This window comes from Pseudomonas sp. v388, assembly GCF_003935425.1.
Taxonomy (GTDB): domain Bacteria; phylum Pseudomonadota; class Gammaproteobacteria; order Pseudomonadales; family Pseudomonadaceae; genus Aquipseudomonas.
Window position 1 is genome coordinate 266,808 of the sequence record NZ_RHQN01000001.1, and the last position, 26,482, is coordinate 293,289.

The 26,482-nt window shown below is 63.2% G+C and carries 24 protein-coding genes; 16 read left to right on the top strand and 8 right to left on the bottom strand.

Annotation, left to right across the window (positions count from 1 at the left end; all coding sequences use genetic code 11):
- Positions 1-35: 35 nt before the first annotated feature.
- Together EGJ27_RS01185 and EGJ27_RS01190 are read right to left on the bottom strand one after the other, a co-directional pair.
- On the bottom strand, positions 36-2,696 hold the full coding sequence (locus EGJ27_RS01185) for an excinuclease ABC subunit A (RefSeq protein WP_371920822.1): 2,661 nt from the start codon (positions 2,694-2,696) through the stop codon (positions 36-38).
- 164 nt (positions 2,697-2,860) lie between these two features.
- The gene (locus EGJ27_RS01190) at positions 2,861-3,763 is read right to left on the bottom strand and encodes a LysR substrate-binding domain-containing protein (protein WP_125828889.1); all 903 of its coding nucleotides are present in this window, start codon (positions 3,761-3,763) and stop codon (positions 2,861-2,863) included.
- 220 nt (positions 3,764-3,983) lie between these two features.
- On the opposite strand from EGJ27_RS01190, the gene EGJ27_RS01195 reads away from it, so the two are divergent.
- The 9 genes from EGJ27_RS01195 (at position 3,984) to EGJ27_RS01235 (ending at position 12,254) form a co-directional block, all read left to right on the top strand.
- Positions 3,984-5,057: an ABC transporter substrate-binding protein gene (locus EGJ27_RS01195; RefSeq protein ID WP_256672610.1), complete on the top strand. Its 1,074-nt coding sequence runs from the start codon at positions 3,984-3,986 to the stop codon at positions 5,055-5,057.
- A 77-nt stretch (positions 5,058-5,134) separates the two neighbouring features.
- A complete protein-coding gene (locus EGJ27_RS01200) occupies positions 5,135-6,208 on the top strand; it encodes an ABC transporter ATP-binding protein (protein ID WP_125828890.1) in 1,074 nt (357 codons plus the stop codon).
- Positions 6,195-7,067: an ABC transporter permease gene (locus EGJ27_RS01205; protein WP_125828891.1), complete on the top strand. Its 873-nt coding sequence runs from the start codon at positions 6,195-6,197 to the stop codon at positions 7,065-7,067. The genes EGJ27_RS01200 and EGJ27_RS01205 overlap by 14 nt, the downstream gene beginning before the upstream one ends.
- A 6-nt stretch (positions 7,068-7,073) precedes the next feature.
- Positions 7,074-7,871: an ABC transporter permease gene (locus tag EGJ27_RS01210; protein WP_125828892.1), complete on the top strand. Its 798-nt coding sequence runs from the start codon at positions 7,074-7,076 to the stop codon at positions 7,869-7,871.
- The gene (locus tag EGJ27_RS01215) at positions 7,868-9,010 is read left to right on the top strand and encodes an FAD-binding oxidoreductase (RefSeq protein WP_125828893.1); all 1,143 of its coding nucleotides are present in this window, start codon (positions 7,868-7,870) and stop codon (positions 9,008-9,010) included. The genes EGJ27_RS01210 and EGJ27_RS01215 overlap by 4 nt, the downstream gene beginning before the upstream one ends.
- On the top strand, positions 9,000-9,353 hold the full coding sequence (locus tag EGJ27_RS01220; protein ID WP_125828894.1) for a (2Fe-2S)-binding protein: 354 nt from the start codon (positions 9,000-9,002) through the stop codon (positions 9,351-9,353). The genes EGJ27_RS01215 and EGJ27_RS01220 overlap by 11 nt, the downstream gene beginning before the upstream one ends.
- Complete coding sequence (locus EGJ27_RS01225) at positions 9,350-10,726, top strand: NAD(P)/FAD-dependent oxidoreductase (protein WP_125828895.1); 1,377 nt, start codon at positions 9,350-9,352, stop codon at positions 10,724-10,726. Before EGJ27_RS01220 ends, EGJ27_RS01225 begins: the two co-directional genes overlap by 4 nt.
- Positions 10,719-11,891: an FAD-binding oxidoreductase gene (locus EGJ27_RS01230; protein WP_125828896.1), complete on the top strand. Its 1,173-nt coding sequence runs from the start codon at positions 10,719-10,721 to the stop codon at positions 11,889-11,891. The genes EGJ27_RS01225 and EGJ27_RS01230 overlap by 8 nt, the downstream gene beginning before the upstream one ends.
- 12 nt (positions 11,892-11,903) lie before the next feature.
- Positions 11,904-12,254, top strand: coding sequence for a RidA family protein (locus EGJ27_RS01235; protein ID WP_371920829.1), 351 nt, complete (start codon positions 11,904-11,906; stop codon positions 12,252-12,254).
- A 114-nt stretch (positions 12,255-12,368) separates the two neighbouring features.
- On the opposite strand, the gene EGJ27_RS01240 is transcribed toward EGJ27_RS01235, so the two are convergent.
- The gene (locus EGJ27_RS01240) at positions 12,369-13,268 is read right to left on the bottom strand and encodes a LysR substrate-binding domain-containing protein (protein ID WP_125828898.1); all 900 of its coding nucleotides are present in this window, start codon (positions 13,266-13,268) and stop codon (positions 12,369-12,371) included.
- A gap of 276 nt (positions 13,269-13,544) precedes the next feature.
- Between EGJ27_RS01240 and EGJ27_RS01245 the strand changes: the two genes are divergently transcribed.
- Genes EGJ27_RS01245 through EGJ27_RS01270 form a run of 6 tightly spaced genes read left to right on the top strand, consistent with a single transcriptional unit; the run spans position 13,545 to position 18,813 of the window.
- Entirely contained in the window at positions 13,545-14,390 is an 846-nt protein-coding gene (locus tag EGJ27_RS01245) for a transporter substrate-binding domain-containing protein (RefSeq protein WP_125828899.1), read from the top strand.
- Positions 14,391-14,403: 13 nt separating this feature from the next.
- Positions 14,404-15,066, top strand: coding sequence for an amino acid ABC transporter permease (locus tag EGJ27_RS01250; protein WP_125828900.1), 663 nt, complete (start codon positions 14,404-14,406; stop codon positions 15,064-15,066).
- A 7-nt stretch (positions 15,067-15,073) separates the two neighbouring features.
- Entirely contained in the window at positions 15,074-15,793 is a 720-nt protein-coding gene (locus EGJ27_RS01255) for an amino acid ABC transporter permease (RefSeq protein WP_125828901.1), read from the top strand.
- Positions 15,763-17,265, top strand: a complete 1,503-nt coding sequence (gene argH, locus EGJ27_RS01260) for an argininosuccinate lyase (protein WP_125828902.1) — start codon at positions 15,763-15,765, stop codon at positions 17,263-17,265. The genes EGJ27_RS01255 and argH overlap by 31 nt, the downstream gene beginning before the upstream one ends.
- A 35-nt stretch (positions 17,266-17,300) precedes the next feature.
- Positions 17,301-18,032, top strand: a complete 732-nt coding sequence (locus EGJ27_RS01265; protein WP_125829424.1) for an amino acid ABC transporter ATP-binding protein — start codon at positions 17,301-17,303, stop codon at positions 18,030-18,032.
- Between the two features lie 16 nt (positions 18,033-18,048).
- A complete protein-coding gene (locus EGJ27_RS01270) occupies positions 18,049-18,813 on the top strand; it encodes an amino acid ABC transporter ATP-binding protein (protein WP_125828903.1) in 765 nt (254 codons plus the stop codon).
- A gap of 165 nt (positions 18,814-18,978) precedes the next feature.
- Here EGJ27_RS01270 and EGJ27_RS01275 read toward each other — a convergent pair whose 3' ends face one another.
- Genes EGJ27_RS01275 through potE form a run of 3 tightly spaced genes read right to left on the bottom strand, consistent with a single transcriptional unit; the run spans position 18,979 to position 23,369 of the window.
- Positions 18,979-19,659, bottom strand: a complete 681-nt coding sequence (locus EGJ27_RS01275; protein WP_125828904.1) for a DUF3313 domain-containing protein — start codon at positions 19,657-19,659, stop codon at positions 18,979-18,981.
- Between the two features lie 18 nt (positions 19,660-19,677).
- Positions 19,678-21,963 carry an Orn/Lys/Arg decarboxylase N-terminal domain-containing protein gene (locus tag EGJ27_RS01280; RefSeq protein WP_125828905.1) on the bottom strand — a complete coding sequence of 762 codons (2,286 nt, stop codon included), beginning with the start codon at positions 21,961-21,963 and terminating at the stop codon, positions 19,678-19,680.
- The gene (potE, locus tag EGJ27_RS01285) at positions 21,960-23,369 is read right to left on the bottom strand and encodes a putrescine-ornithine antiporter (RefSeq protein WP_125828906.1); all 1,410 of its coding nucleotides are present in this window, start codon (positions 23,367-23,369) and stop codon (positions 21,960-21,962) included. The genes EGJ27_RS01280 and potE overlap by 4 nt, the downstream gene beginning before the upstream one ends.
- A 274-nt stretch (positions 23,370-23,643) precedes the next feature.
- On the opposite strand from potE, the gene EGJ27_RS01290 reads away from it, so the two are divergent.
- Positions 23,644-24,150 carry a transporter suffix domain-containing protein gene (locus EGJ27_RS01290; protein WP_256672613.1) on the top strand — a complete coding sequence of 169 codons (507 nt, stop codon included), beginning with the start codon at positions 23,644-23,646 and terminating at the stop codon, positions 24,148-24,150.
- Between the two features lie 60 nt (positions 24,151-24,210).
- On the opposite strand, the gene mqo is transcribed toward EGJ27_RS01290, so the two are convergent.
- Complete coding sequence (mqo, locus tag EGJ27_RS01295; RefSeq protein WP_371920830.1) at positions 24,211-25,869, bottom strand: malate dehydrogenase (quinone); 1,659 nt, start codon at positions 25,867-25,869, stop codon at positions 24,211-24,213.
- A gap of 195 nt (positions 25,870-26,064) precedes the next feature.
- Positions 26,065-26,379: a hypothetical protein gene (locus EGJ27_RS01300; RefSeq protein WP_125828908.1), complete on the bottom strand. Its 315-nt coding sequence runs from the start codon at positions 26,377-26,379 to the stop codon at positions 26,065-26,067.
- Between the last annotated feature and the right edge of the window lie 103 nt (positions 26,380-26,482).

Below are 26,482 nucleotides of genomic sequence, written 5' to 3' on the forward strand. Positions count from 1 at the left end.
TGGAGCCGGCTGGCTGCGGCTATGGAACTGGCTCGTTACAGCGCCCGGGCCAGAAACTCGGCAGTCCGGCTTTCATCGCAGGCCGCGACGGTCTGCGGCGTTCCGCTGATCACCACCTTGCCACCGGCGGTCCCGGCTCCAGGGCCGATGTCGATTACCCAGTCGCTCTGCGCCACCACGCGCATATCGTGCTCGACCACTACCACGGTATGGCCGCCGTCCACCAGGCGATTGAGCTGCACCAGCAGGCGATCCACGTCCTGCGGATGCAGGCCGTTGGTGGGTTCGTCCAGCACATACAGGGTCGCGCCGCGGGCCAGGCGCTGCAATTCAGTCGCCAGCTTGATCCGCTGCGCTTCGCCGCCGGACAGCTCGGTGGCGGGCTGCCCCAGTCGCAGGTAGCCCAGCCCGATGTCCTTCAATACGTGCAATGCGCGTCGTGCGGCCGGTTGCTCGGCAAAAACCTCGAACGCTTCATTCACGGTCAGTTGCAGCACCTGGGCGATGTTCAGCTCCTGCCAGGTCACGGCCAGGGTCTCGGGGTTGTAGCGGGCACCGTGGCATTTGGGGCAGGGCGCGTACACGCTGGGCATGAATAACAATTCCACGCTGACGAACCCCTCACCTTCGCAGGTCTCGCAGCGGCCCTTGGCGACATTGAAGGAAAACCGTCCGGCATCGAAACCCAGTTGTTTTGCCTGCTCGGTGGCGGCAAACAGCTTGCGCACGTGGTCGAACAGCCCGGTGTAGGTCGCCAGGTTGGAACGCGGCGTGCGACCGATGGGCTTCTGGTCGACCTGCACCAGCCGCTTGATATGTTCCAGCCCCGCGCTGATGTGCCCGCCGCTGGCCTGGACCGGCTCGTCTTCCAGGCTCGGTTCGTCACTGTCTACCGCCTGGGTGGGCTGGCCCAGATGGTCGCCCACCAGATCCAGCAGCGCCTGGCTGATCAGGCTGGATTTGCCCGAGCCGGAAATCCCGGTCACCGCCGTGAAGCAGCCGATGGGAAAGGCCGCGCTGAGGTTGTCGAGGTTATTGCGGGTGACGCCGTCCAGACGCAACCAGTCCGTGGCCTGGCGCGCAGCACGGGCGGCCTGACGCTGTTCGGCATAGAGATAGGCGCGGGTGCGGGATTGGGCGACCTGCTCCAGACCTGCCGGCGGGCCGCTGTACAGGATGTGGCCGCCTTGCTCGCCGGCGTCCGGACCGACATCGATCAGCCAGTCGGCACGCCGCATGGTGTCCAGATCATGCTCGACCACGAATACCGAATTGCCCGCCGCCTTGAGGCGCTGCAACGCGCCGTACAACGCCTCGCTGTCAGCCGGGTGCAGGCCTGCCGACGGTTCGTCCAGCACGTAGATCACGCCGAACAATTGCGAGTTGAGCTGCGTCGCCAGGCGCAGGCGTTGCAGCTCCCCGGAGGACAGGGTCGGCGTGCTGCGCTCCAGGGCCAGGTAACCGAGGCCCAGGTCAATCAGGGTCACGATTCGCTCCAGCAATTCGCTGGCGATGCGTTGCGCGGCCAGGCGTTTTTCGACCGACAGGTTTGGCGTATGCCGGGCGTCCGGCCCGCCACTGTGTGGATTCTCGCCTTTGGCGGCACGCTGCTGACGCGCTTGGCGGGTCTGATCGTGGCTCAGAACCTGGCTGGTTTCCTCCGGCTGCTCCAGATAAGCGGGGTCGGCCACGGCCTTGAGGACCTGCGCCAGCTCCAGCAGTGGCATGTGCGACAGCTCGGCGATATCCAGGCCTGCGAAGGTCACGGTCAGTGCTTCACGCTTGAGCCGTTTGCCGTCACACACCGGACAGGCGCTGGCACGCATGTATTGGGCAACGCGTTTGCGCATCTGGGCGCTCTGGGAATGCATGAAGGTGTGCATCAGGTAACGCCGCGCGCCGCTGAACGTGCCCTGGTAGCTGGGTTCGAGCTTGCGCTTGAGGGCGGTGCGGGTCTGGGCCGGGGTGAGCCCGGCATAGACCGGAACGGTGGGCGTTTCCTCGGTGAACAGAATCCAGTCGCGCTGCTTTTTCGGCAGGTCGCGCCACGGGGTGTCAACGTCATAACCCAGGGTCACCAGAATGTCGCGCAGGTTCTGACCTTGCCACGCCATCGGCCAGGCGGCCACGGCACGTTCGCGGATGGTCAGCGAGGGGTCGGGCACCATGGACGCTTCAGTGACTTCATAGACCCGGCCAAGCCCGTGGCATGCCGGGCAAGCGCCTTGCGGGGTGTTGGGCGAAAAGTCCTCGGCGTAGAGCATCGGCTGCTCGGCCGGGTAGCTGCCGGCACGGGAATAGAGCATGCGGATCAGACTGGACAAGGTGGTCACGCTGCCCACCGAAGACCGGGCGCTGGGGCTGCCGCGCTGCTGTTGCAGGGCCACGGCCGGCGGCAGACCCTCGATGGCATCCACATCCGGCACGCCCACCTGGTCGATCAGGCGCCTGGCATAAGGCGCGACGGATTCGAAGTAGCGCCGCTGGGCTTCAGCGTACAGCGTGGAAAAGGCCAGCGACGATTTGCCGGACCCGGACACGCCGGTGAACACCACCAGGGCATCGCGGGGTATGTCGACGTCGACGTTCTTGAGATTGTGTTCCCGGGCGCCACGCACGCGAACGAAGCCGGTGCCTTGGGGCGGTGAGCAGACAGCATCGCGACGTACGGACATGGGGGTATTCCTTGTGGGCATCCGGGTCCCACCTTAACGTGGGTTCGGCGGGAGCGAAACCCTGAGGGCCGCCTTCACAAGCCGGCTGGCCCGTACCGGTTTGCGACGAACCGTGATCTGTAGCAGCCAGCGTGCTGGCGAAGCCTGGACAGCCGCCCTTGATCAGCAAGCTGCCCTCCAGGGTTTCAGTGGTGTTTCTGGGCAAACGCCTGCCGATAAAACCCCTTCAAGGTCTCCACGAATTCTTCAGCCAGGCGGGTTCGGGTCTGGGCCGTGGGCCAGATGACGTAGGTCGGCAGCAGGATGTCCGGGCGAAACGGCAGGACCACCAGCTCGCGGTGCAGGTAATCGTTGGCCACCAGTGGATGGGCGAGGGTAATGCCCATGCCCAGCGCCACCATTTCACAGTTGATCGCACTGTACTGGGCTTCGACGGCCATGACCCGTTCGACCCCGGCCTGTTCGAACAGCCCGTCCACCAGGGAGCGCGTGCCGTCGCCGTGGCACAGGGAGACGAACGCTTCGCCCTCCAGATCGCCGAATGTGATGTGCGAATGCGATGCCAGGCGATGCCCGGCCGGCACGACGCACACCGCCGCAATTTCGGCCAGCAATTCGACCTGCTGGCCGCCGGCGTCGCCTGGATGAACCACGATGCCAATGTCGCAGAACTGCGATTTGACCCACTGCTCGACGGTTTGCGACGAGTTCACATGCAACGACACCGTAAGCTCCGGCCTGGTTTCGGTAAAAGCCTTGAGCGCCCTGGGAATCAGGCTCAAACCGGTGGACGGCACCGCCGCCACTCGCAGACGCCCGGTGCCGAGGTTGCGAATGTTCTTGGCCGAAAGCTTGAGGCTGTCCAGGCCCACGAACGCGCGCTCCACTTCCTGGAAGAACGCCTGGCCTTCCTGGGTCGGGATCAGTCGCACCCCGGCGCGCTTGAACAGCGTCAGCCCGGTGCTCAATTCCAGCTGGGAAATCAGCCGGCTGACATTGGGTTGCGAGGTGTACAGCACCTCGGCCGCCGCGGTCATGGAGCCTAGCCGCATCACACTGCGAAACGCTTCGATCTGCCTGAGGTTCATCACGTCACTCCATGTCGAATATGAATAGCTAACCCGGATATCCGTATTTGACCATATGGACGCGCTATCGCAATACTCGAATCCAGCAAGCCCAGCGCACGTCAAGATGCGCAGCCCGGGATGGATTTCCGGGAGCATGCACCGTGCATGCATGACTTCGGCCTCGTCGAAGCCACTGACGCATTGTTCGATCTGCCCCTACGCACTTCGGAGATAGTCTGTGAACAGTCTGAACGCATCCCCAGCCCCACAGCCGTTTCGCCCGCTGACCCGCATCGCCACTGTTGCTGTCACCCTCGCCGGGTTGAGCTGCGGCACCGTGTTTGCCGAGACCACCCTGTATGTTGCAGGTGTGGGCGGTTCCACCGAGCAGATGTACAAGACCAGGGTCATTCCCGCCTTCGAAAAACAGCACAACGTCAAAGTCATCTATGTCGCCGGAAACTCCACCGAAACCCTGGCCAAGCTCCAGGCGCAGAAGGGCCGCCAGCAGATCAACGTGGCGATGATGGACGACGGTCCGATGTACCAGGCGTTGCAGATGGGCCTGTGCGAAAAGCTTGCTGACGCACCGGTCTACAAGGATCTGTACCCGCTGGCGCGACTCAGCCCTGAGGCCACCGGTATCGGCGTGGTGGCGACCGGCATCGGCTACAACGAAGAAGCTTTCAAGAAGCGTGGCTGGGCGCCGCCCGATTCCTGGGAAAACCTGACCGACCCGCGCTACAAGCAATTGCTCGGCATGCCGCCGGTGACCAACACCTATGGCCTGCACACCCTGGTGGAAATGGCCCGCCTGCGCGGCGGTGGCGAGAAGAACATCGACCCTGGCTTCAAGGCGCTCAAGGATGAAATCGGCCCGAACGTGCTGGCCTGGGTGTCGGCGCCCGGTGAGATGGACGGGATGATGCAGAACGGCGATGTGGTCATGGCCGTTTATGGCAGCGGCCGCGCCGTGGCCTTGCAAGGCACCGGTTTTCCGCTGAAGTTCATCTACCCGAAAGAAGGCGGGATCGCCCTGCAGGTCGCGGCCTGCGGCGTTACGCCCAACGCGCAGTCCGAACTGTCCCAGGCGTTCATCCAGTACGTGTTGTCGCCGGAAGTCCAGGCCATCCAGGCCAGTCAGAACGGCTTCGCGCCGGTCAACCAGACCGTCACCCTGACCCCGGAAGTCGCCGCCCGCATGCCGTATGGGCCGGAGAAGGTCAACGCCTTGATCAAGGTCGATTGGGACACGATCAATCAGCAGCGCAGTGAGTGGACGACACGCTGGAATCGCACGGTCGAGCGTTAGAACACCCGCTGAACCTCGGTTGCGAACCTTCCCGAAACCCTTCAGGAGACGCAGGCCTGTGCCTGCGTGGCAAGCCCATGGCATTTCTCACACTCGAAGGCCTCGTCAAGAGCTACGGCAGTTTCAAGGCGATTGACGGCCTGGACCTGGAGGTCCGGCACGGCGAATTCGTCGCCTTGCTCGGGCCTTCAGGCTGCGGCAAGACCACCACCCTGCAATCGATCGCCGGCTTCGTCCAGCCTACCGAAGGGCGCATCGTCCTGGACGGGCGCGACATTACCCATGTCCGTCCTGAACAGCGGGGCCTGGGCATCGTGTTCCAGAGCTACGCGCTGTTTCCACACATGACCGTGGCGCAGAACATCAGCTTTGGCCTGGAAATGCGTGGCGTGGCCAGGGCCGAGCGCGGCAAGCGGGTTGAGGAAGCGCTGGCCCTGGTGCGCCTCGGCGGCCTGGGCGAGCGCTACCCCAAGGCGCTGTCCGGCGGCCAGCGGCAGCGGGTGGCGATTGCCCGGGCACTGGCGATCCGCCCCAATCTGTTGTTGCTCGATGAACCCATGTCCAACCTTGACGCCAAGCTGCGCGAGGAGATGCACATCGAACTGCGGGCGATCCAGCGTGAGCTGGGCATCACCACCATTCTGGTGACCCACGATCAGGTCGAAGCCATGACCATGAGCGACCGCATTGCGGTGATGCACAAGGGCCGGATCGTGCAGATCGATACGCCGTTCGAGGCCTACGAGCGGCCGCACTCGCCGTTTGCTTCAGCGTTCCTGGGCAAGACCAACGCCTTCGCCGGTGCCGTGCAGTTGCGCAATGCACGCTGCTGCCACGTGCAGGTCAGCGGCACGATGCTGCATGTGCCCCATGAAGACCGCACCCAGGGCAATGAGGTCAACGTCTACATTCGGCCCGAGAAAATCCGCCTTACCGAAGCCGGCGCCGGTCGACTGAGCGGGCGCATCCGCTTGCGCGTGTTCCTCGGCAACCTGTGGTTGATCGCCGTGGAAAGCCACCTGGGGCTGGTGCACATGACCCAGCCCAATCTCGGCGTGCCGCCGCCGGATGAAGGCAGCGAAGTCGGTCTGGACTGGCTCGACGACGATCTGCGCCTGCTGGACCGGGAGGTCGCCCATGGCCAGGTATGACGCCGAACACGTCGGTGCGGCGCCCTGGCTGCTGAGCGGTCCGGCGCTGCTGGTGTTTATCGCGCTGTTGCTGGCGCCTTTGCTGCTGACCGGCGTGCTGTCGCTCAACCTGTTCAGCGACACCGAGGGCGTGGTGCCGGTGTACAGCTTCAGCAACTACATCGAAGTGTTCAAGGACGATTACTTTCACCAGATCTTCCTGCGCACTGGCGGCATGGCCCTGGCGGTCACGGTGTTGTGCGTGCTGCTCGGCGTGCCGGAAACCATCATCATCGCTCGTATGGCGCCGCGCTGGCGTTCGTTGTTTCTGCTGGTGGTGCTCGGCCCTTTGCTGATTTCAGTGGTGGTGCGCACCCTGGGCTGGGCGATTCTGCTGGGCAATAACGGCCTGATCAACGACGCCTTGCAGGCGCTGGGCATCACCGACCAGCCGGTCAAAATGCTGTTCACCCAGCTTGGCGTGGTGATCGCCCTGACCCACGTGCTGGTGCCGTTCATGGTCATCGCGGTCTGGGCCACGCTGCAACGCCTGGACCTGCAAGTGGAGTGGGCCGGACTGTCTCTGGGCGCGTCGCGGCTGACGGTGTTCCGGCGGATCATCCTGCCGCAGATCATGCCCGGCATTCTGTCCGGCTCGATCATCGTCTTTGCGCTGGCCGCGTCAGCTTTCGCAACTCCGGCAATCATTGGCGGACGACGCTTGAAAGTGGTCGCTACCGCCGCCTACGACGAATTCCTCGGCACCCTCAACTGGCCCCTCGGCGCGGCGATCGCCGTGCTGCTGCTGGTGGCCAACCTGATCATCATCCTGGGTTGCAGCAAGCTGGCCGAGCGCCGCTTCAAGCAAGTCTTCGAGTGAGCCGCCATGCACAAGAACGGATTTTTCTCGCTGCTGTATCACATCGCGTTCGTGACCTTCATCGTCGCGCCGCTGGTGGTGGTCATGGCCATGGCCTTCACCGACAAGGGCTATCTGTCGCTGCCCACCGACGGCCTTTCGCTGCGCTGGTTCGAGGCGCTGCTGGATAACCGGGAAATGCTCGACGCCTTTACCCTGTCGATCAAACTCGGCCTGGCCTCGGCGACCATTGCGGCGTTGCTGGCGATCCCCGCGGCGCTGGCGATCAGTCGCTATGACTTCCCCGGCCGTGGCGCACTCACCGGTTTTCTGCTGTCGCCGCTGATGATTCCGTCGGTGGTATTGGGGATCGCATTCCTGCGCTTCTTTTCCCTGGCGCAGATCGGCGGCTCGTTCTGGGCGCTGACCCTGACCCACGTGATCATCGTCCTGCCATATGCCTTGCGCCTGACCCTGGCCTCGGCCATCGGCCTTGAACGCGATGTCGAACAGGCCGCGCTGTCCCTGGGCGCCAGTCGCTGGACAGCGTTCTACCGCGTGGTGCTGCCGCGCATCCGTACCGGGGTGATCGGCGGCTGGATGCTAGCGTTCATCCAGAGTTTCGACGAGCTGACCATGACCGTGTTCGTCGCCACACCGGGCACCACCACGTTGCCAGTGGCGATGTACAACCAGATTTCCCAGACCATCGACCCGCTGATCACTGCCGTGTCCACGGTGCTGATTGTCGGGACCTTGCTGCTGATGCTGATTCTCGACCGCATGGTCGGCCTGGATCGGGTTTTGATCGGGGAAGGCAAATGAACCGGGATTCGCACACAGTCATCCACTGCGACGTCATCGTGATCGGCGGCGGGCTGGTCGGCACCGCCGTGGCTTACGGGCTGGCGCGCAGCGGCGCCGACACGGTAGTTCTGGATCAGGGCGACGATGCCTTCCGCGCTTCGCGGGGCAATTTCGGGCTGGTCTGGGTGCAGGGCAAAGGCCATGACCTGCCGGACTACTCGCGCTGGACCCGCTCTTCGGCGACCCGCTGGCCAAGCCTGGCCGAGGCGCTGCTGGCCGACAGCGGGGTGGACGTGCAGCTGCGTCAGCCCGGCGGCTTCCACATGTGCTTCAGCGATGAAGAGCTGCTGGAACGCCAGACCCGATTGCAGACCTTGCAGGATGCGGTCGGCAACTATCCGTTCGAGATGCTCGACGCCGCTGAACTCAAGGCGCGCCTGCCGCTGATTGGCCCTTCGGTGGTCGGCGCCAGCTACACGCCGCAGGACGGGCACGTCAATCCGCTCAAGCTGTTGCGAGCGCTGCACGGTTCGGCCCAGGCCAAAGGCGCGCGTCTGTTCGGCGGTGTCCAGGTCGAACGCATCGATTGCGGGCCGGGCGAGTTTCGTGTCAGCGCAGGTTCGCGTCAGTTCGTGGCCGGGCGCATCGTGCTGGCGGCGGGGCTCGGCAATCCCGGCCTGGCGAAACAGGTCGGCCTGCACGCACCGGTCGCGCCGAATCGCGGCCAGGTGTTGATCAGCGAGCGGGTGCGGCCGTTCCTCGACTACCCGACCATCAACGTGCGCCAGACCGACGAAGGCACGGTGCAGTTTGGTGATTCCATGGAAGAAGTGGGTTTCGACGACGGCACATCCACCCACGTGCTGGCAGCCATCGCCCGACGCGGAGTGGCGACTTTTCCGTTGCTCAAGGACGTGCGCCTGGTACGTGCCTGGGCGGCGTTACGGGTCATGAGCCCGGACGGCTTTCCCATTTATCAGCAATCCGACGCCCACCCCGGCGCCTTCGTGGTCACCTGCCACAGCGGCGTCACCCTGGCCGCGGCTCATGTGCTGCGCATTGCGCCGTGGGTCCTGGGCGGCAGCCGGCCTGACGAGCTGGCGGTGTTTGCCGGTGAGCGTTTCCTAACCGACAAGGTGTTTTCCCATGCGCACTGATCCGCTGTTTCAACCGGTCGCCAGCGAAGTCGCATCGACGCGCACGGTGAGCCTGACCTTCAACGATGCAACGCTGGTCGTGCCCGCGGGCATCAGCGTCGCGGCGGCGCTGCTGATGTCCGGCATCAGCCGCTTTCGCGCCACGCCGGTCAGCGAAGCGCCGCGGGCGCCTTATTGCATGATGGGCGTGTGTTTCGAATGCCTGGTGGAGATCGACGGCGTGCCCAACCGCCAGAGCTGCCTGATCGAAGTGACCGACGGCATGCGCGTCCGCTCCCAGGAGGGCGCCCGCGACCTGATCTTCCAGCCAACCCCGGTCCGGATCCTGGAGGTGCAGTCATGAACCCGCAGACAGCCGATGTGGTGGTGATCGGTGCCGGTGCGGCCGGCATGAGCGCGGCGGTGGCGTTATCCGGCAAAGGCCTGAAAGTGGTGCTGCTGGACGAGCAGGGCAGCCCCGGTGGGCAGATCTATCGCGGCATCACCTTGGCTCCGTTGGCGCGCCGGGACATGCTTGGTCCGGATTACGCCCAGGGCAACGCGCTGGCCCAGGCGCTGGCAGCATCGACCGTGCATTACGAAAAAGGCGCCTCGGTGTGGCAGGTGACGCGCGATCATCAGGTCAGCTACCTGCGCGATGGACGTTTGCAGACCCTGGATGCCAAGGTCGTGCTGCTGGCAACCGGCGCCATGGAGCGGCCGTTCCCGATTCGCGGCTGGACGTTACCGGGCGTGATGAGCGCCGGTGCCGCGCAGATCCTGCTCAAGAGTTCCGGCCTGGCGCCCAGCGAGCCGGTGGTGCTGGCCGGCTGCGGGCCGTTGCTGTACCTGCTCGGCTGGCAATACTTGCGCGCCGGTGTGCCGATCAGGGCGCTGGTGGATACCACCCGAGCCGAGGACTACTGGCGCGCGCGGCGGCATCTGCTCGCGGCACTGCGCGCCTGGCCGTACCTGCGCAAGGGCCTGGATCTGATGCGCAGCCTGCGAAGTGCGGGCATTGCCCATTACACCGGTGCCGAGCAACTGGCCATCGAAGGCGAGGAGGCCGCGCAGGCGCTGACGTTCACGGTATCCGGCAAACCGCAGCGCATCGCCACTCGCTGTGTGCTGCTGCACCAGGGCGTGGTGCCGAACATTCAGTTCAGCCAGTCACTGCGCGCCCGTCATGAATGGGACGCTGATCAGTTGTGCTTCAGTCCGGTCGCCGACCCGTGGGGCGAACTGGACGTGCCGGGGATTTATGTGGCGGGCGATGGCGCCGGCATCGGCGGTGCCCAGGCTGCCGCTTTGCAGGGGCAACTGTCGGCATTGGGCATCGCCGCGCAGTTGGGCGCACTCGACCGCACGCAGCGTGACCGCGACGCCGGGCCGCTGCGGGCAAAGCTTGCCGGCAATCTGCGTATCCGGCCATTTCTCGATGCGCTGTACCAGCCCAAGGAAGAAAACCGCATTCCCGCGGATGAGGTCATGGTCTGCCGTTGCGAAGAAGTCACCGCCGCAGATCTGCGCAGCTTTGTCGCCCTGGGCTGCAGCGGGCCAAACCAGGCCAAGTCGTTCGGACGCTGCGGCATGGGGCCGTGCCAGGGACGGATGTGCGGCCTGACGGTGACCGAATTGATCGCCCAGGCACGGGGCGTATCGGCGCAGGAAGTCGGTTACTACCGGATTCGGCCGCCGATCAAACCCATCACCCTTGGGGAACTGGCCGGTGAATGACGTGCGCCGACGCCAGGGCGAGGTACTGGTGATAGGCGGCGGCATTCACGGGCTGAGCACCGCGTTTCACCTGGCTCAACGCGGGGTCGAGGTGACGGTGCTGGAAGCCGACTATTGCGGTCGCCACGCATCGGGGGTCAATGCCGGGGGCGTGCGCACGCTGGGGCGACACAGCCCGGAAATTCCCTTGGCGCTGTCTTCTCGCGAGTTGTGGCATCAACTGCCGCAGGTACTGGGCGACGACGGCGGCTTCGTGCCCAGCGGCCAGCTGAAACTGGCGGAAACGCCAGCCGAGCTGGAGGAATGCCGGCAGCGGGTCGAACAACTCAACGCCCTGGGTTTCAGTCACGAAGTGCTGGTCGACCGCGAGCAGGTCTTCGACATCATTCCTACCGTGGCGCGGCATGTGGTCGGCGGAATCTGGGTCAAGGACGACGGCTACGCGGTGCCATACAAGACCGTCACCGCGTTTCGCCTGGCGGCCCAACGCCTTGGTGTCCGGGTCCATGAAGGGTGCGCGGCGCGGCGTGTGGAGCAGGTTGGCACACGGTGGCGGGTCAATACCGAGCAAGGTGCGTTCAGCGCCGAACACCTGGTGGTGACCGCAGGTGCCTGGGCCGGGGAACTGGCGGCGCAGGTCGGCGAGCCGGTGCCGGTTCACCCCGAAGGCCTGATGTTGATGGTCACCCACCGCGTGGCACCGTTCTGCACCCCGGTGCTCGGGGCCACGGGACGCTCGCTGTCATTCAAGCAGTTCGCCAACGGCACGGTGGTGATCGGCGGCAAGCTGATCGGCGCGCTGGACTTTGCTGCGCGGCATGGCGAAGTCGACATGACCCGGCTGGGCACCAGCGCGCGCACCGTCACCGACCTCTTTCCGCATCTCAAACACTTGGGCGTCAATCGCGTCTGGGCCGGAGTAGAAGCCTTTACCGCCGACGATCTGCCGGTGATCGGCGCCAGTCGCAAGGCCGCCAGCCTGAGTTATTCGTTCGGCTTTTGCGGCAGCGGTTTCCAGATGGGTCCGGGCACCGGGCGACGACTGGCGCAGGAAATACTCGGCGAGACTTCGGACATTTCTCTGGACGCCTTCGCCGTTGACCGTTTCGACAAACCGGCGTCGCTGACGCCGCCCATTTTCGCTGCATCCATCCCGCAACATTGAGGAGTTCCCATGCTGGACATCACCCGTATCGAAACCAACCAGCGCATGAGCCGCGTCGTGCAGTGCAACGGCTTTACCTTCCTGGGCGGCCAGACTGCGACCGACCGCACGCTGGACATCAAGGGTCAGACCGCACAGGTGCTGGAGAAGATCGACAATTTCCTGGCCAAGGCCGGCCTCGACAAGACCCGCATCCTGAGTGCCCAGGTGTGGTTGTCGGATATCAACGCCCACTTCGCCGGCATGAACGAGGTCTGGGATGCCTGGGCACCTGACGGCCACGCACCGGCACGTGCCACCGTGGAGTCACGCCTGGCCGCGCCGGATCTGTTGGTGGAAATCACCGTCATCGCGGCAGGCTGAAAAACGTAGCTTTTTGTAGGAGCCACCTTGGTGGCGAAGACGGTGTCTGAGACGCTGAAACCCTTCGGTTGTACCGGCCTCTTCGTTGGATCGCCGCCCGAACCAAGGTGGCGCCTACAGATTTGCGGCGGCTTCGGCCAGCATTTCCTGGATCAGTGCTGCAAACCGCTGTGACAACAGACTCTGTGGCCGGTCGGCGGGGAGCAGCAGGTAGGTCGTGAAACGGATCTGCGGGTGGAAGGGCCGGGTTTCGATTCCGGTGTGCAGGTATTCGGCCGCCACCAGCGGGCTCACGATACTCACGCCCAGCTGCAACGCCACCAGCGAACAGACCGTCGCGGCATGGTGGGTTTCCAGGTTCATCTTGCGATACGCCTTGTCATCGGGAAACGCGCGGTCGATGCGAATCCGCGAGCCATCGTTCTGCGACAGGGATATGAATTCCTCACCCTTTAGATCTTCCACCGTCACCGATTTCAGCGCGCTCAACCGATGTCCCTTGGGGAATATACATACGCCCGGCACGTTGCAGATCACCTGGGTCGTCACCCCCGGCATTTCCTCGCCCACATAAGACGCCAGCCCGATGTCGCAAAACCGCGATGCCGCCCAGTGCCCCACGGTGGGCGAATCGTTGGTGTGGATCGAAATGGCGGCATCCGGGTTCTGCTGGCGAAAGCGCTGGATGACCCTGGGCAATATCGTCAGGGTCAGCGAAGGCACCGCGCCGATCCGCAGCCGCCCGGTGCCGCCCCGGCGGATGTTCTGCGCTGATTTCTCCAGGCCCTGCAAGCCAATGAATGCGCGCTCGACATCTTCGAACAGCGCCGCGCCTTCATCGGTGGGCAACAGCCGCCCGGCGACCCGTTCGAACAGCTTGAAACCGGTATTGCGCTCCAGCTGCGCGATAAGTCGGCTGATGTTGGGTTGTGAGGTGTGCAGCGACTCGGCGGCCGCCGTCATCGAGCCGCTGAGCATCACCGCGCGGAAGGCTTCGACTTGTTTGAAGTTCATGGAAGGCCATATCAATTTGGTATGAGTGACTGATGAATTATCATTTGTTTGCATGAACTGGAAGCTTTATAAATCTTTTCCATCGACGTCACCGCGAAGACGGGACGCGATGCAGCTCAAGTAAACGGCAGACATAAGCATAAAAAAACGCCGCCACATCAGGCCTGGCGCAGCAGTCTTCACCCAGCCTGATTTATCTCATTTCTGCCCTTGTATTCCATGGTGTCGGCCAGCGCATGCGCGTTGGACGATGCTCATATGTAACCAGGAGGCATCATGTCGTTTTCGATCAAAAACCTTGGTAGTGCGCTGGCTTTCTCGTGCCTGGCAGTGGGCTGTCTTGCCCAGGCCCAGGCGGCCGAGCTTCCTGCGGTTCCCGATGCAATCAAAGAGGCCGGCCAGCTGCGTGCCGGTGTGCGTTGCGACCAGCCGCCTTACGGTTTCCAGGACAACAGCGGGCAATTCGCCGGGGTCGAAGTGGAGATGGCCAGGCAGGTCGCACTGTGGGCGCTGGGTTCCAGGGACAAGGTGTCGTTCACCTGCGTCACCGCTGAAAACCGCGTTCCGCAACTGATCGGTCGCAAGGTCGACTTGCTGATCGCCACCCTCGGCGTTACCCCGGAGCGCCTGCGCGTCATCGACTTCAGCACGCCGTATCGCTGGGGCGCCAGTGACGTGGTGGTGAAGAAGGACAGCGAAATCAAGAAAATCGCCGACCTCAAGGGCAAGACCCTTGCCACCCTGAAAGGCTCGGTCCAGGCCAAGTGGTTCGAAGACCACATGCCCGAGGTCAAGACCCTGCGCATGAACAGTGCCGCCGATGCCTTGCAGACGTTCCGCCAGGGCCGCGCCGACGCCTACACCCACGACGCCGCAACCCTGGTGGTGGTCGCCGACAACGATAAGGACGCACGTTTGCTCAACGAGCCGTTCCAGATTTCCGATGCCGCCATCGGCGTGCGCAAGAACGACGAGCAATGGCGCGACTACCTGAGTGCCGCCGTGGCGCGCATGCACGAAGAAAAGCTGTTCCGCGTCTGGATCCAGCAGTTCGTGCCGCAAAACATCCAGAGCTACTACATCAGCGTCTTCGAGCAGCCCAAGCCTGCCGAAGCCCTCTGACCGGGCGTCACTCATGGACTTCGACTTCAACTATCTGCTGGCCCAGTGGCCGGCGCTGCTCGACGGCGTGCTGATGACGCTGCGGGTGACGGTGCTGGCCATCGTCTTCTCGCTGCTGATCGGTGTGCTCGGCGGCGCGGCGCGGGTCATGAAAGTGCCGGTGATCTCGCAGATCGTCGTGCTGTACGTGGAGCTGATCCGCAACACACCGATCCTGGTGCAGTTGTTCTTCATCTTCTACGGCCTGCCGGCGGTGGGCATGGAGCTGTCGCTGTTCTGGTCCGGGGTGATGTGCCTGTCGCTGTGGGCCGGGGCCTATCAGATCGAGAATGTGCGCGGCGGCCTGGCGACCGTGGAGCACGGCATGCGCGAAGCCAGTCAGGCGCTGAGCCTCAAACCCAGGCATTACTTCTGCCTGGTGGCCTTGCCCATCGCGTTCCGCACCAGCCTGCCGGCGGTGCTCAACACCTCGATCTCGCTGCTCAAGAACTCCTCGTACCTGCAGGCTATCGGCCTGGCGGAGCTGACCTTCGTGGCGGTGGATCGCATCGCCACGGATTTCCGCGCCATCGAGATGTTCAGCGCGATCTGCGTGATGTACCTGGTGCTGGTGGGGATTCTGGCGCTGTTGACGGGCCGGCTCTCGGCTCATTTGCAACGACCATTCCGGCAGTGAGGCAAGCATGAATTTCCTGATCGAAAACTGGGCCTTCGTGTGCAAAGGCCTGTGGATGACCCTGCGCCTGGCGCTGGTGGTGCTGCTGTTCACCACGCTGATCTCTACGGTGCTCGGGGTGCTGGCGACGGTGAAGAACCGCTTCCTGTGGTGGACGATCCATGCCTATGTCGAGCTGTTTCGCTCGATCCCGCTGATCGTCAACGTGTTCTTCATCTTCTTCGGCGCACCGATGCTGGGGCTGGACCTGAGTCCGTTTGCCGCGGTGACCACCGGCCTGACCTTATGGGGCAGCGCCAACGGCATCGAGATCGTGCGCGGCGGCCTGGAATCGGTGGCGCGCCATCAATGGAAAAGCGCCTGGGCGCTGGGGCTGCGGCCCTGGCAGATCTACCTCTACGTGATTGCGCCGCAGTCGATGCGCGCCATCCTTCCAGCCTACACCGGGCTGTTGACCATGCTGGTGCAGGCTACGTCGCTGGGCGCGCTGGTGGGTGTCAGCGAGTTTCTCAAAGTCGGCCAGATCATCATCGAGCGCGACACGGTCATGACCGGGGTCAGCCCCGCGTTCACCGTCTACGGCCTGGTGCTGCTGGTGTACTTCGTTATCTGTTCGTTGCTGAGCTGGCTCAGCCGTTATCTCGAACGTCGCCTGGGTCGCCCGGTGACGCGTGCCACTCCTGAAGAGGTTTCAACATGCAAGAATCCAAAGTCAGCCGGCGCCTGAAGGAAACCACCGCCCCGGAAGTCAACGAGTTCATCTACCGGCCGCGTCTGCAGGGTTTTGCCGAAGGGTTCGACATCCTGGGCAACATCAACAAGGCGCACATCGTGATGCTCGCCGAGCAGGGCCTGATTCGCGACGAGCATGCGACGGTACTGGCCAAAGGCGTGCTGGACATGGAAGCGGCCGGTCCGGGTGAAGTCACCCTCGACCCGTCCCGCGAAGATGCCTATTTCAACTACGAAGCGCACCTGATCGAGCAGATCGGCACCGACATCGGCGGGCGCCTGCACACCGGGCGCAGCCGCAACGACATTCTGGCCACCGTCGACCGCCTGCGCTGCCGGGAAGTGCTGATGGACCTGATCGACGAACTGATCAAGGTGCGCCAGACCGCCCTGAATAACGCCGAGATGTTCGCTGAAACCGTGATGCCGGGCTACACCCACCTGCAACCGGCGCAGCCGATCACTTACGGCTACTACCTCTCGGCGGTGGAACAGGCACTGGAACGTGATTGCAAGCGTCTGACCCAAACGCTGGAGTCCATGAACCAGAGCCCGCTGGGCGCCGCAGCCTTCGCCGGAACCCCGTTTGCTATCGACCGGGCGCGGACCGCCGAACTGCTCGGTTTCGACGGCTACCTGGACAACGCGCTGGACGCGGTCGGCTCGCGGGACTTCATGATCGAGAGCCTGTCGCACCTGAGCCTGCTGGCGGTGTTCTGGAGCCGTGTGGCCCAGGATTATTTCGTCTGGAGTACCCACGAATTCAGCCTGATCGACTTCCCGGACAGTGTTGCCGCCACATCGAGCATCATGCCGCAAAAGAAGAATCCGACGGTGCTCGAATACCTCAAGGGCCGCACCGGACATATCGTCGGGCTGCTGATGGGAGCCAGCATCACCATCAAGGGCAGCAACTTTTCCCATACCGGCGATGCCAACCGCGAAGGAACCCGCGGGTTCTGGGAAGCGGCCGACGAAAGCCTGCGCTGTCTGAAACTGCTCGACCTGGTACTGCGGACCGCCACGCCGAACGCCGAACTGGCGGTGAAGCGCGCCGGTGAGGATTTCTCCACGGCCACCGGCCTTGCCGACTTGATCGTGCGCGAGGCCGACCTGTCGTTTCGTGAAGCCCATCATGTGGTTGGCGGCGCGGTGCGCATGGCGATGGACGCGGGTCTGCCTGCGCATCAGATCGACACCGCCATGGTGGACGCCTGCGCGCTGGAACAACTGGGCCACGCCTTGCATTTACCGGCCGACAAAGTCCGTGATTGCCTGGACCCGACCGCCAACGTGCAGGGCCGCAGCTCCGCGGGCGGGCCGTCGCTGGCATCGCTGCAACCAAGCCTGGCCCGCGCCGGCCAGCGCCTGGCCGCCGAACGTAATGCCAATCTGGCCAGGCGCGAGCGTCTGAGCGCGGCCAATCTACGTCTGCAGACCCTGACTCGGGCCAGGGCCGGGCTATGAGCGCCCAAGCCCTGAACGCCACAGCGAGCAACACCATGCTGACTGTGCGCGGCCTGCACAAGCGCTTCGACAGGCACGAGGTGATCAAGGGCGTGGACCTGGACGTCGGCGAAGGCGAAGTGGTGGTGATCATCGGCCCCAGCGGCTCGGGCAAATCGACCTTCATCCGCTGCCTCAACAGCCTCGAAGAACCGTCGGCGGGTACGGTGGTGATCGGTGGCGGCGAATCGATCAAGGCCGGCGACCGCAAGGCCCTGGCACGGTTGCGCGAAGACGTGGGCATGGTGTTCCAGGACTACACGCTGTTCCCGCACCTGTCGGTGATGGCCAACATGTGCCTGGCGCCGGTCAAGCTCAAGCGCGCCACCCAGGCCGAAGCGCAAGCGACGGCCCTGGCCTTGCTGGATCGGGTCGGGTTGCGGCACAAGGCCGACGGTTATCCCTCGGAGTTGTCCGGCGGGCAGCAACAGCGGGTGGCGATTGTTCGCGCCCTGGCGATGAAGCCCAAACTGCTGCTGTTCGATGAGCCGACCTCGGCGCTGGACCCCGAAACCGTGGGTGATGTGCTCAACGTGATGAAGGGCCTGGCTGCGCAGGGCATGACCATGATCGTGGTCACCCACGAGATGGGCTTCGCCCGCGAGGTGGCTGACCGAGTGGTGTTTTTCGATGGCGGCAGAATCGTCGAAATGGGGCCGCCGTCGCAGATCTTCAGCGCGCCCCAGCAAGCCCGGACCCGGGAATTCCTGCAAAGCGTGCTGCACTAGCCATGGAGATAACGTCATGAACGAAGCTGTCAGCCGACCGCTTGGCGCCGAAGGCATGATTCGCATGGAGGGCGTCCACAAGTGGTACGGCCAGTTCCACGTGCTCAAGGACATCAACCTGAACGTGCGTCAGGGCGAGCGCATTGTGTTGTGCGGCCCGTCGGGCTCGGGCAAGTCGACCACCATTCGTTGCCTGAACCGTCTGGAAGAGCACCAGCAGGGCAAGATCGTGGTGGACGGCACCGAGCTGACCTCGGACCTGAAGCAGATCGAGACCATCCGCCGCGAAGTCGGCATGGTGTTCCAGCACTTCAACCTGTTCCCGCACCTGACCATCCTGCAGAACTGCACGCTGGCGCCGATGTGGGTGCGCAACATGCCCAAGAAAAAGGCCGAAGAAATCGCCATGCATTACCTGGAGCGCGTGCGCATTCCGGAGCAGGCGCACAAGTATCCGGGCCAACTGTCCGGCGGCCAGCAGCAGCGTGTGGCGATTGCCCGTGCATTGTGCATGAAGCCCAAGATCATGCTGTTCGATGAGCCGACCTCGGCCCTCGATCCGGAAATGGTCAAGGAAGTGCTCGACACCATGGTCAGCCTGGCGGACGAGGGCATGACCATGCTCTGTGTGACCCACGAAATGGGCTTCGCCCGTACCGTGGCGAACCGGGTGATCTTCATGGACAAAGGCGAAATCGTCGAACAGGCCGCGCCGAACGATTTCTTCGACAACCCACAGAGCGACCGCACCAAGCTGTTCCTGAGCCAGATCATTCATTGATGATCTTGTAGAACATGTTGTGGTGTGGGAGCGAACCGGGTTCAGGTCCTGCGCGATCTTTGCGGGAGGGAGCTTGCTCGCGACAGCGGCGTGTCAGGCGCCGAAGCGGTCTGGTACAAATGGCGGTCGCGAGCAAGACGGAGCGCCGCCCGCTCGCGCCTACAGTTATGGATGTGGTGTAGCCTCCAACTGCTGATACCCCAACCGCATATCCGTCGCCCAGCCGTCCAGCACCGGTTTGACGTCTTCCAGGGTCAGCTGCGTGGTTTCGTTTTCCAGTGACTTGCCGGCGCCTTTGCGTACCAGCTGGGCCAGCACCTCTTTGGTCTGGCCGTCCACAAATACCAGCTCGGTGCCGATTTCCACGGCCTGGTCGCGGCCGCCCGCTGCGGTATTCACCGCGGCCGCGACCAGGGCGATGGGAATTACCTCATAGGGCTGCAAGCCCTCGGTCCGGGTGGACACCGCGGTGATCGCCGGGCGCACGATGATGGTGCTGGCCAACGGCGTTTCGACGATCTGGAAGTCCTTGCCCAGCTCACGTTTCAGCGCGGTGTCGTAATAGCGTGCGATGGACTGCAGGGTCTGGGCACTGACCACGCGGGTGGGCTGCGGTCGCGGGTAGAACTGGCTGGGCTGGATGTAGACCCGGGTGTACTGTTTCGGCTCTACGTCCGGTGAAATCCAGCGCATCACCGGCGCACCGCTGGCACTCTCGGCCGGCTTCAATCGACTGTAGTCGCCCAGAAAACCGGAATACTCACGGGGGTCGACCTGCGACCCGGCGCACCCGGCAACGGCCATGAGGAGGCAGCACCACAGCGCCTTTACCGCCTGAATGTTCATTGCATAGCTCCTGTCCCGTCATTTCAGGACCAGCAGGTGGTAGACCCCGGCGTCGTTCTCGATGCCATGGGTATCGTGGGTGAAGCCTGGAAACGACGCATCGAAATGCTCCAGCGCCTTGAGATAACCGAGCAGCGGACCGTCTGCGGCACCGGCGTTCTCCCCGGGCATCAGCAGCGGAATGCCCGGCGGGTAAGGCACGATACCGGTGGCCGCGATACGGCCTGCCGCCTGGGCCAGGGTGACCCGTTCCACTTCGTTCCTGACCAGCTTTTCGTAAGCCTCCACCGGGCTGAACTCGGCTCTGGGCAAGGTGCCGAACGCCCGGGACATAGTGGCGGTGGTGCGGTGCTGTTTCATGGCGGCGAAAATTTCCTCGGCCAGGTCCCGCAGCCCCATGCCCGCGTAGCGCTGCTGGTTGGCGGTCACCAGATCGGGCAGACACAGCTCCAGTTCCAGGTTGCTGTCGTAGTCGCGCTTGAAATCCAGCAGGGCGTTGACCAGCGTGCCCCATTTGCCCTTGGTGATGCCGATGGAAAACAGAAACAGCACGGTGAAATCGGTGGTCTTCTCCACCACGATGCCGACATTGCCCAGATAGGCGGTCACCACGCAGGCCGGAATGCCGAACTCCAGCAACTCGCCGTCATTGCCCATGCCGGGGCTGAGCACCGACACCTTGATCGGGTCGAGCATGCAGTAACCGTCTTCTATATCACCGAAGCCGTGCCAGACCTCGTTGGGATGCAATACCCAGCAATGGGGCTCGGTCTTGAGCACCTGCGGGTCGGCCTTGTGGAAGGGCACCGCCACACCGTCGATCTGTACCGCCGGCGGCTGCCAGCAGGAAAAGAACCAGTCATCATGGCCAAGCATTTCGCTTTTCATGCGCGAGATGACCTGGCGGAAGGCGATGGCTTCCTCGATGGATTCATTGGTCAGGATCTGCCCGCTGGGCGCTTCCATCATTGCCGAGCTGACGTCGCAGGAGGCCATGATCGCGTAGTTGGGCGAGGTCGAGGCGTGCATCATGAACGACTCGTTGAAGCGCCCGTGGGGAATAGCGTTGCGCCCGTCGCGCACGTGAATCATCGAGGCCTGGGACAGCGCCGCCAGCAGCTTGTGAGTGGATTGGGTGGCGAACACCGTCGGCCGTGATTCGTCATGGTCCTGCGGGCTGCCGTGCATGGCGAAGCGTTCCCGGTACAGCGGGTTGAAGCGGGCGTAGCCGTACCAGGCCTCATCGAAATGCAAGCGGTCCACGCTTTCGCCGAGCAGTTTTTCGACCCGCGTGACGTTGTAGGTCAGCCCATCGTAGGTGGAGTTGGTGATGATGGCGTGCACCGGCGTCGGATCGATCCCGTCGCCGACCAGGGGATTGTCGGCAATCGCGGCCTGAATACTCTCGCGGCTCAGGGTCTGGGGCAGGATCGGGCCGATGATGCCGTAGCGGTTGCGGGTCGGCACCAGATAGGTCGGGATCGCGCCGGACAGCGTCATGGCATGCTCGGCCGACTTGTGGCAATTGCGGTCGCACAGCGCGATCTGGTCTCGGGTCACGCTGGCCATCAGGATCACCCGGTTGGACATCGACGAGCCGTTGGTGACGTAGTAAGTGCGGTGCGCGCCGAACACCTTGGCCGCGTAGCGTTCGCCCTGGCCGATCGGGCCGCTGTGGTCCAGCAGCGAACCCAGCTCGCCGACCGAGATGGACAGGTCCGAGCGCAGCAGATTTTCTCCGAAAAATTCATAGAACGCCCGGCCCGCGGTGCTCTTGAGAAACGCCGTGCCGCCGGCATGGCCCGGCGTATGCCAGGAATATTCATAGGACCTGGCGAAGCGCAGCAGTGCGCCGAACATCGGCGGCAATACCGCCTGGCGATAGCGCTCGATGGCCGCCGAGATCCGGCCGCTGAGGAAGCGGCTGGTGTCTTCCGGCAGCCAGATGAAGTCATCGGCGTGCTGCATGACGATCAGCGGAATGCTCGACGCGGTGCTGCGATCACTGATCAGGAACACCGGGACCCGCGTATTGCGCTCGCGCAGGTCGGTCAGCAGCTTGATGCATTCGCTGCGGTCCTCGCTGTCGTCCATCTCCCAGCTCAGCAGCACGCACTGGATGGCCGGGTCCGAATGCAGGATCGCGGTGGCATCGGCCAGGCTCTCCGAGAGCAGGATGCTGATGGAGCGGCCCTCCATGTCGGCAATCAGTTGGTTCAGGGCGCGGCCGAACACGGTGCGCTTGTCCGGGGCGGCGCTGACCAGCAGGGCCAGCATGCCGATCAATTGTCGTTGTGCGGTCATGCTCTGACTCCCTGTATGGCTTCATTCAGGTCGTTCACCGGGACGGGGTCGGCGGTGATGTGCTGCGCGCTGACGGTCTGGGTCGGCACGCTGTTATTCAACGCCTCAAGCCGGATCAGCCGGTTGTTGACGAAGCCGAACAGCGTGTAGCCGAAGATTGTAGCCACGCCGCCGAGCATCAGCGCCTGGGCGCCGGAGCTGTACAGCGCCAGATAACTGTAGGCGGCACCGATCCCGGCCACGATATTGCTGATCAGCGCTTGTCGAGGCTCGACGTTGGAGACCATCTGGATGGTCATCAGCGCGGCCATGGACAGGATGTACGGCACCAGGTTGGTGACCACCGCCAGGTTGACGAGAATGTCGAACTGCTTGGTCAGATCCGGACTCATGGTCAGCAACGCCAGCGCGGTCTGGGCCGCCAACAGGATCAGCATGCCGATGATGGGCGTGCCGGCCTTGTTGGCCTTGGCGAATACCGGAATGAAGTAACCGGTGTCCGCCGAACTCTTGAATACCTGGGCGATGGTGAACTGCCAGCCCAGCAACGAGCCGATGCAGGCCAGAATCATCAGAGCCATCACCGCGTCGCCCGTCATGGGGTTGAACATCTTGGCAAACACCAGCCCGAACGGCGCGGTGGAGCTGGCCAGCTCCGGGTTGGCGACGATGCCGGCGATCACATTGGTGGACACGATGTAGATCACGGCCGCGCCGAGGGTGCCGCCCAGTACCGCAATCGGGACGTTCTTTTCCGGGTTCTCCACCGCATCGGTGTTGGCGCAGGCCGACTCCAGCCCCAGAAAGGCCCACAGGGTAATGGCCACCGAGGCGCCTGCGGCTTCGAACCAGGTTCGGTCGTGGGGGTTCCAGCCGGCGGCATAGACACTGCTGTCGAACCAGAACCAGCCAAGGGTCGAGACCAGCACCACCGGTGCGATCACGCCCCACACGGTGACCGATCCGATCTTGCCGGTAATCCGCGCGCCGCCGAAGTTGGCGAACGTCGTTATCCATAAAAGCGCAATGGTGGCAAGTCCCACCTGCAATGAATTCAACTCCACATTAAACAACACCTGGATATAACCCACCGCAGTAATACTGATCGCGACATTGGCAATCAACAGCGAAAGGCCATAGGTGTAGTTGGTGATGTAGTTGCCGGCCTTGCTGAACGTATATTCGGCATAACCGCCCATGCCGCCGGTCTTTCGGCTGAGCATGCCGCAACGGGCAAAGGCATAGGCCAGCGCCAGTGAACCGGTGGCTGTCACAAGCCAGGAAAGTATTGAAATTGCGCCAACTTCGGCCAACTTGGAGGGTAGCAGGACAATGCCCGAGCCCAGCATATTGACGGCAGTCAGCATGGTCAGCTGTCCAACGCTCATTTTCTTTGCGCTTGACATGGCCTTGCCTCCAGCCTGTAGTGAGGAACTTTAGGAATAGCAAATAATCAGCGCTCGGCAAGTGACGCTGAGCGGTTTTCCCTGCAAGCGGAACGCTCAGGATTCACCCATTCTTGACGTTTATCCGGCACGCGCCAAGTGCAGTGACTTTAAGTGCTTGAACTTGCAGGTTCCGATGTTTTTGTTGGTCAACGTAAGTTGTCTCGTTGCCGGCCGCTGTTCACTGCTAATCTGAATCTGGTTTTATCGAAAGTCAGTTATGGGAGGCTGGATAATGGCCGAGCACTCTATGGCTGCGCCGTCGGAAGGATGGCGTTTTCAGTGTGGAATAGGGCTGATCATTCTGATGGCGGCGTCCTGGGCGCTGGTACCGCTGGCGTCCATGGCGGGTGCGACCGGCGCCACCATCGCTACCCTGGTCGGGGTGCTGTTCATCAGCAACAAAGTGCTGCTGATCGCCGCCATTGCGGTAATGGGCAAGTCCGGGTTTCAGCAGCTCAAGGCGCAACTGCACAAGCATGTGAAGTCGTTCATGGCCTGGCCGGCGGAAGTGGGCGTCGTGCGGCATCGGGTCGGTGTCGCATTGTTTTGCATTCCGGTGGTCGCGGCGTTTCTGGATCATCATCTGGACATGTTCGCGCCGCAGCTGGCGCCGTACAAACTGCAACTGCGCCTGCTGGGTGATGTGCTGCTGGTAGCCAGCCTGTTCATGCTCGGCGCCAACTTCTGGGAAAAGCTGCGTGCGCTGTTCATTCGGACGGCAAAGGTCGCTACGCCCTGAGCATGCCCGGTATGGCTTGGGCAGGCAGGCCCGGAAAGAACCGGGCGTGCCTGAGGCTGGTCATTTTTTCAATGGCTCCGGATTCAGGTCCGGGTCGGAGTTGCTGTTTTTCTGGCCGAGCGGGTCGCTGGCGGGCTTGACGGTGGCCGGTTGCTGATCGATTGCCGGTGGCGGGGCCAGTTGCAGCAGATTGGCGGTGTAAGTCCATTCCTCCATGACTCTTTTGGGGTCGTCGTTCAGGCGCGTGCCATAGCTGGGAATGATCTGATGCAACTTGGCCTGCCAGGCCGGGCTGGCGAGTTTGTCCTTGAATACCCGCTGCATGACTTCGAGCATGATCGGCGCGGCGGTGGAGGCGCCCGGTGACGCCCCGAGCAGGCCGGCAATGGTACCGTCCTGGGAACTCACGACCTCGGTACCCAGTTTGAGCACGCCGCCCTTGTCCTTGTCGCGCTTGATGATCTGCACCCGCTGGCCAGCCTGCCACAGGCGCCAGTCTTCTTTTTTCGCCTGCGGAAAATATTCCTTCAGGGCGTTGAAGCGGTCGTCATCGGACTGCATCAGTTGCCCGGCCAGGTATTGCACCAGGTCGAACTGATCGACGCCGACCTTGGTCATCGGCCACAGGTTGTGGGTGGTCACGCTGCCCAACAGATCAAAGTAGGAACCTTCCTTGAGGAACTTGGTGGAAAAGGTCGCGAACGGCCCGAACAGAATGACGCGCTTGCCGTCCAGCACCCGAGTGTCGAGGTGCGGAACCGACATGGGTGGCGCGCCGGTGGAAGCAATGCCGTAGGCCTTGGCCATATGCTGCTCGGCCAGGGTCGGGTTCTCGGTCACCAGGAACGAACCGCCCACCGGAAAGCCTGCGTATTCCTTGGCTTCCGGAATCCCCGACTTCTGCAACAGCGGCAGTGCACCGCCACCTGCGCCGATGAACAGGAATTTGGCGTCGGTAGCCCTGGTGGTGCCGTCTTTCAGGTTTTCATATTCCACATGCCAGGAACCGTCGGCGTTGCGGGTGATGTCCTGCACTTCGCTGGAAAGCGTCAGGGTGAAATTGGGACGGCTCTGCAAATAAGCCACGAACTGCCGGGTGATCTCGCCGAAGTTCACGTCGGTGCCGATGGGCGTCCAGGTGACCGCCAGTTTCTGATTGGGATCGCGGCCCTCCATCATCAGGGGCACCCATTTCTTGATCTGCTGGTGATCTTCGGAGAACTGCATCGGGCGGAACAGGGGGCTGGCCTGCAAGGCTTCATAGCGCTTTTTCAGGAAGCTGATGTTGTCGTCGCCCCAGACGAAGCTCATGTGCGGCGTCGTGTTGATGAACGAGCGGGGATTTTTCAGTACACCGTTCTTGACTTGCCAGGCGAGGAACTGCCGGGTGATCTGGAACGCTTCATTGATCTCGATGGCCTTGGTGATATTGATCTTGCCGTCCGGGTCCTGCGGGGTGTAGTTCAATTCCGCCAGGGCAGAGTGCCCGGTGCCGGCATTGTTCCAGCCGTTGGAGCTTTCTTCGGCGACCGCATCGAGGCGCTCTACCATTTCCATCGACCAGCCCGGTTCCAGTTCATTGAGCCAGATGCCGAGCGTCGAACTCATGATCCCGCCGCCGACCAGCAATACATCGACCTTTCGCGTCTCCGCCGCCTGGGCAGTGCCCACGCTTGCAGAGATCACCACCGCAACCACCGCCATCCAGACCGCGCCCATCATGTCGCCACTCCTGAGAGGCCAATGCGCTCTCGTACTGATGAAGTTACGCCGCGCCTGCGGACAGCCCGTTGCTGCATGCATTCACCTGCGACGTTATTCTTATTTCTCGCCAGTCGGCCGGGTTGCGCCAGGAAACCCGGTTACGGCTCAGTACAGTGGCAATGGGGGGATGTGTCAATTCGCGGTGCTAGCTCACCAGCGGCGGCCGCCACGATAGGAGTCGTGGCCGCGATCATAGCGGCGGTTATCGTAGTGATGACGCGGCGGCGGGGCGTACCGACGGTACTGCATCCGCGGCGGGGCCGGCGCATAGGCCCGGTGGTAACGCGGACGCTCATGGCGGTGATCGCGGTCATTGCCTTTACTGGCGATCACCGTGGCCAGCACGGCGCCGACTGCGGCTCCGGCAATCACCGGCACGATCACGTTGCGGTCATTGGCAGACGCCGCGCCGGAAGCGATCAGCAAACCGGTCAGGATCAGGACTTTGGTCATCTTCGAAAACATGGTGTCTCCTCTGGCGACAGGTTGGGTTCGCCATGGAGCCATTCAACACCGCCGCCGTGTAAACCCACGTCTGGATTGGGTAAAGGTTGGGTAAAGCCACGAC

Coding starts and splice junctions, on each gene's coding strand:
- EGJ27_RS01185 (WP_371920822.1), bottom strand. CDS start 2,696: ATGCCCACAAGGAATACCCCCATGTCCGTACGTCGCGATGCTGTCTGC.
- EGJ27_RS01190 (WP_125828889.1), bottom strand. CDS start 3,763: ATGAACCTCAGGCAGATCGAAGCGTTTCGCAGTGTGATGCGGCTAGGC.
- EGJ27_RS01200 (WP_125828890.1), top strand. CDS start 5,135: ATGGCATTTCTCACACTCGAAGGCCTCGTCAAGAGCTACGGCAGTTTC.
- EGJ27_RS01205 (WP_125828891.1), top strand. CDS start 6,195: ATGGCCAGGTATGACGCCGAACACGTCGGTGCGGCGCCCTGGCTGCTG.
- EGJ27_RS01210 (WP_125828892.1), top strand. CDS start 7,074: ATGCACAAGAACGGATTTTTCTCGCTGCTGTATCACATCGCGTTCGTG.
- EGJ27_RS01215 (WP_125828893.1), top strand. CDS start 7,868: ATGAACCGGGATTCGCACACAGTCATCCACTGCGACGTCATCGTGATC.
- EGJ27_RS01220 (WP_125828894.1), top strand. CDS start 9,000: ATGCGCACTGATCCGCTGTTTCAACCGGTCGCCAGCGAAGTCGCATCG.
- EGJ27_RS01225 (WP_125828895.1), top strand. CDS start 9,350: ATGAACCCGCAGACAGCCGATGTGGTGGTGATCGGTGCCGGTGCGGCC.
- EGJ27_RS01240 (WP_125828898.1), bottom strand. CDS start 13,268: ATGAACTTCAAACAAGTCGAAGCCTTCCGCGCGGTGATGCTCAGCGGC.
- EGJ27_RS01245 (WP_125828899.1), top strand. CDS start 13,545: ATGTCGTTTTCGATCAAAAACCTTGGTAGTGCGCTGGCTTTCTCGTGC.
- EGJ27_RS01250 (WP_125828900.1), top strand. CDS start 14,404: ATGGACTTCGACTTCAACTATCTGCTGGCCCAGTGGCCGGCGCTGCTC.
- EGJ27_RS01255 (WP_125828901.1), top strand. CDS start 15,074: ATGAATTTCCTGATCGAAAACTGGGCCTTCGTGTGCAAAGGCCTGTGG.
- argH (WP_125828902.1), top strand. CDS start 15,763: ATGCAAGAATCCAAAGTCAGCCGGCGCCTGAAGGAAACCACCGCCCCG.
- EGJ27_RS01265 (WP_125829424.1), top strand. CDS start 17,301: ATGCTGACTGTGCGCGGCCTGCACAAGCGCTTCGACAGGCACGAGGTG.
- EGJ27_RS01270 (WP_125828903.1), top strand. CDS start 18,049: ATGAACGAAGCTGTCAGCCGACCGCTTGGCGCCGAAGGCATGATTCGC.
- EGJ27_RS01275 (WP_125828904.1), bottom strand. CDS start 19,659: ATGAACATTCAGGCGGTAAAGGCGCTGTGGTGCTGCCTCCTCATGGCC.
- EGJ27_RS01280 (WP_125828905.1), bottom strand. CDS start 21,963: ATGACCGCACAACGACAATTGATCGGCATGCTGGCCCTGCTGGTCAGC.
- potE (WP_125828906.1), bottom strand. CDS start 23,369: ATGTCAAGCGCAAAGAAAATGAGCGTTGGACAGCTGACCATGCTGACT.
- EGJ27_RS01290 (WP_256672613.1), top strand. CDS start 23,644: ATGGCCGAGCACTCTATGGCTGCGCCGTCGGAAGGATGGCGTTTTCAG.
- mqo (WP_371920830.1), bottom strand. CDS start 25,869: ATGGGCGCGGTCTGGATGGCGGTGGTTGCGGTGGTGATCTCTGCAAGC.
- EGJ27_RS01300 (WP_125828908.1), bottom strand. CDS start 26,379: ATGTTTTCGAAGATGACCAAAGTCCTGATCCTGACCGGTTTGCTGATC.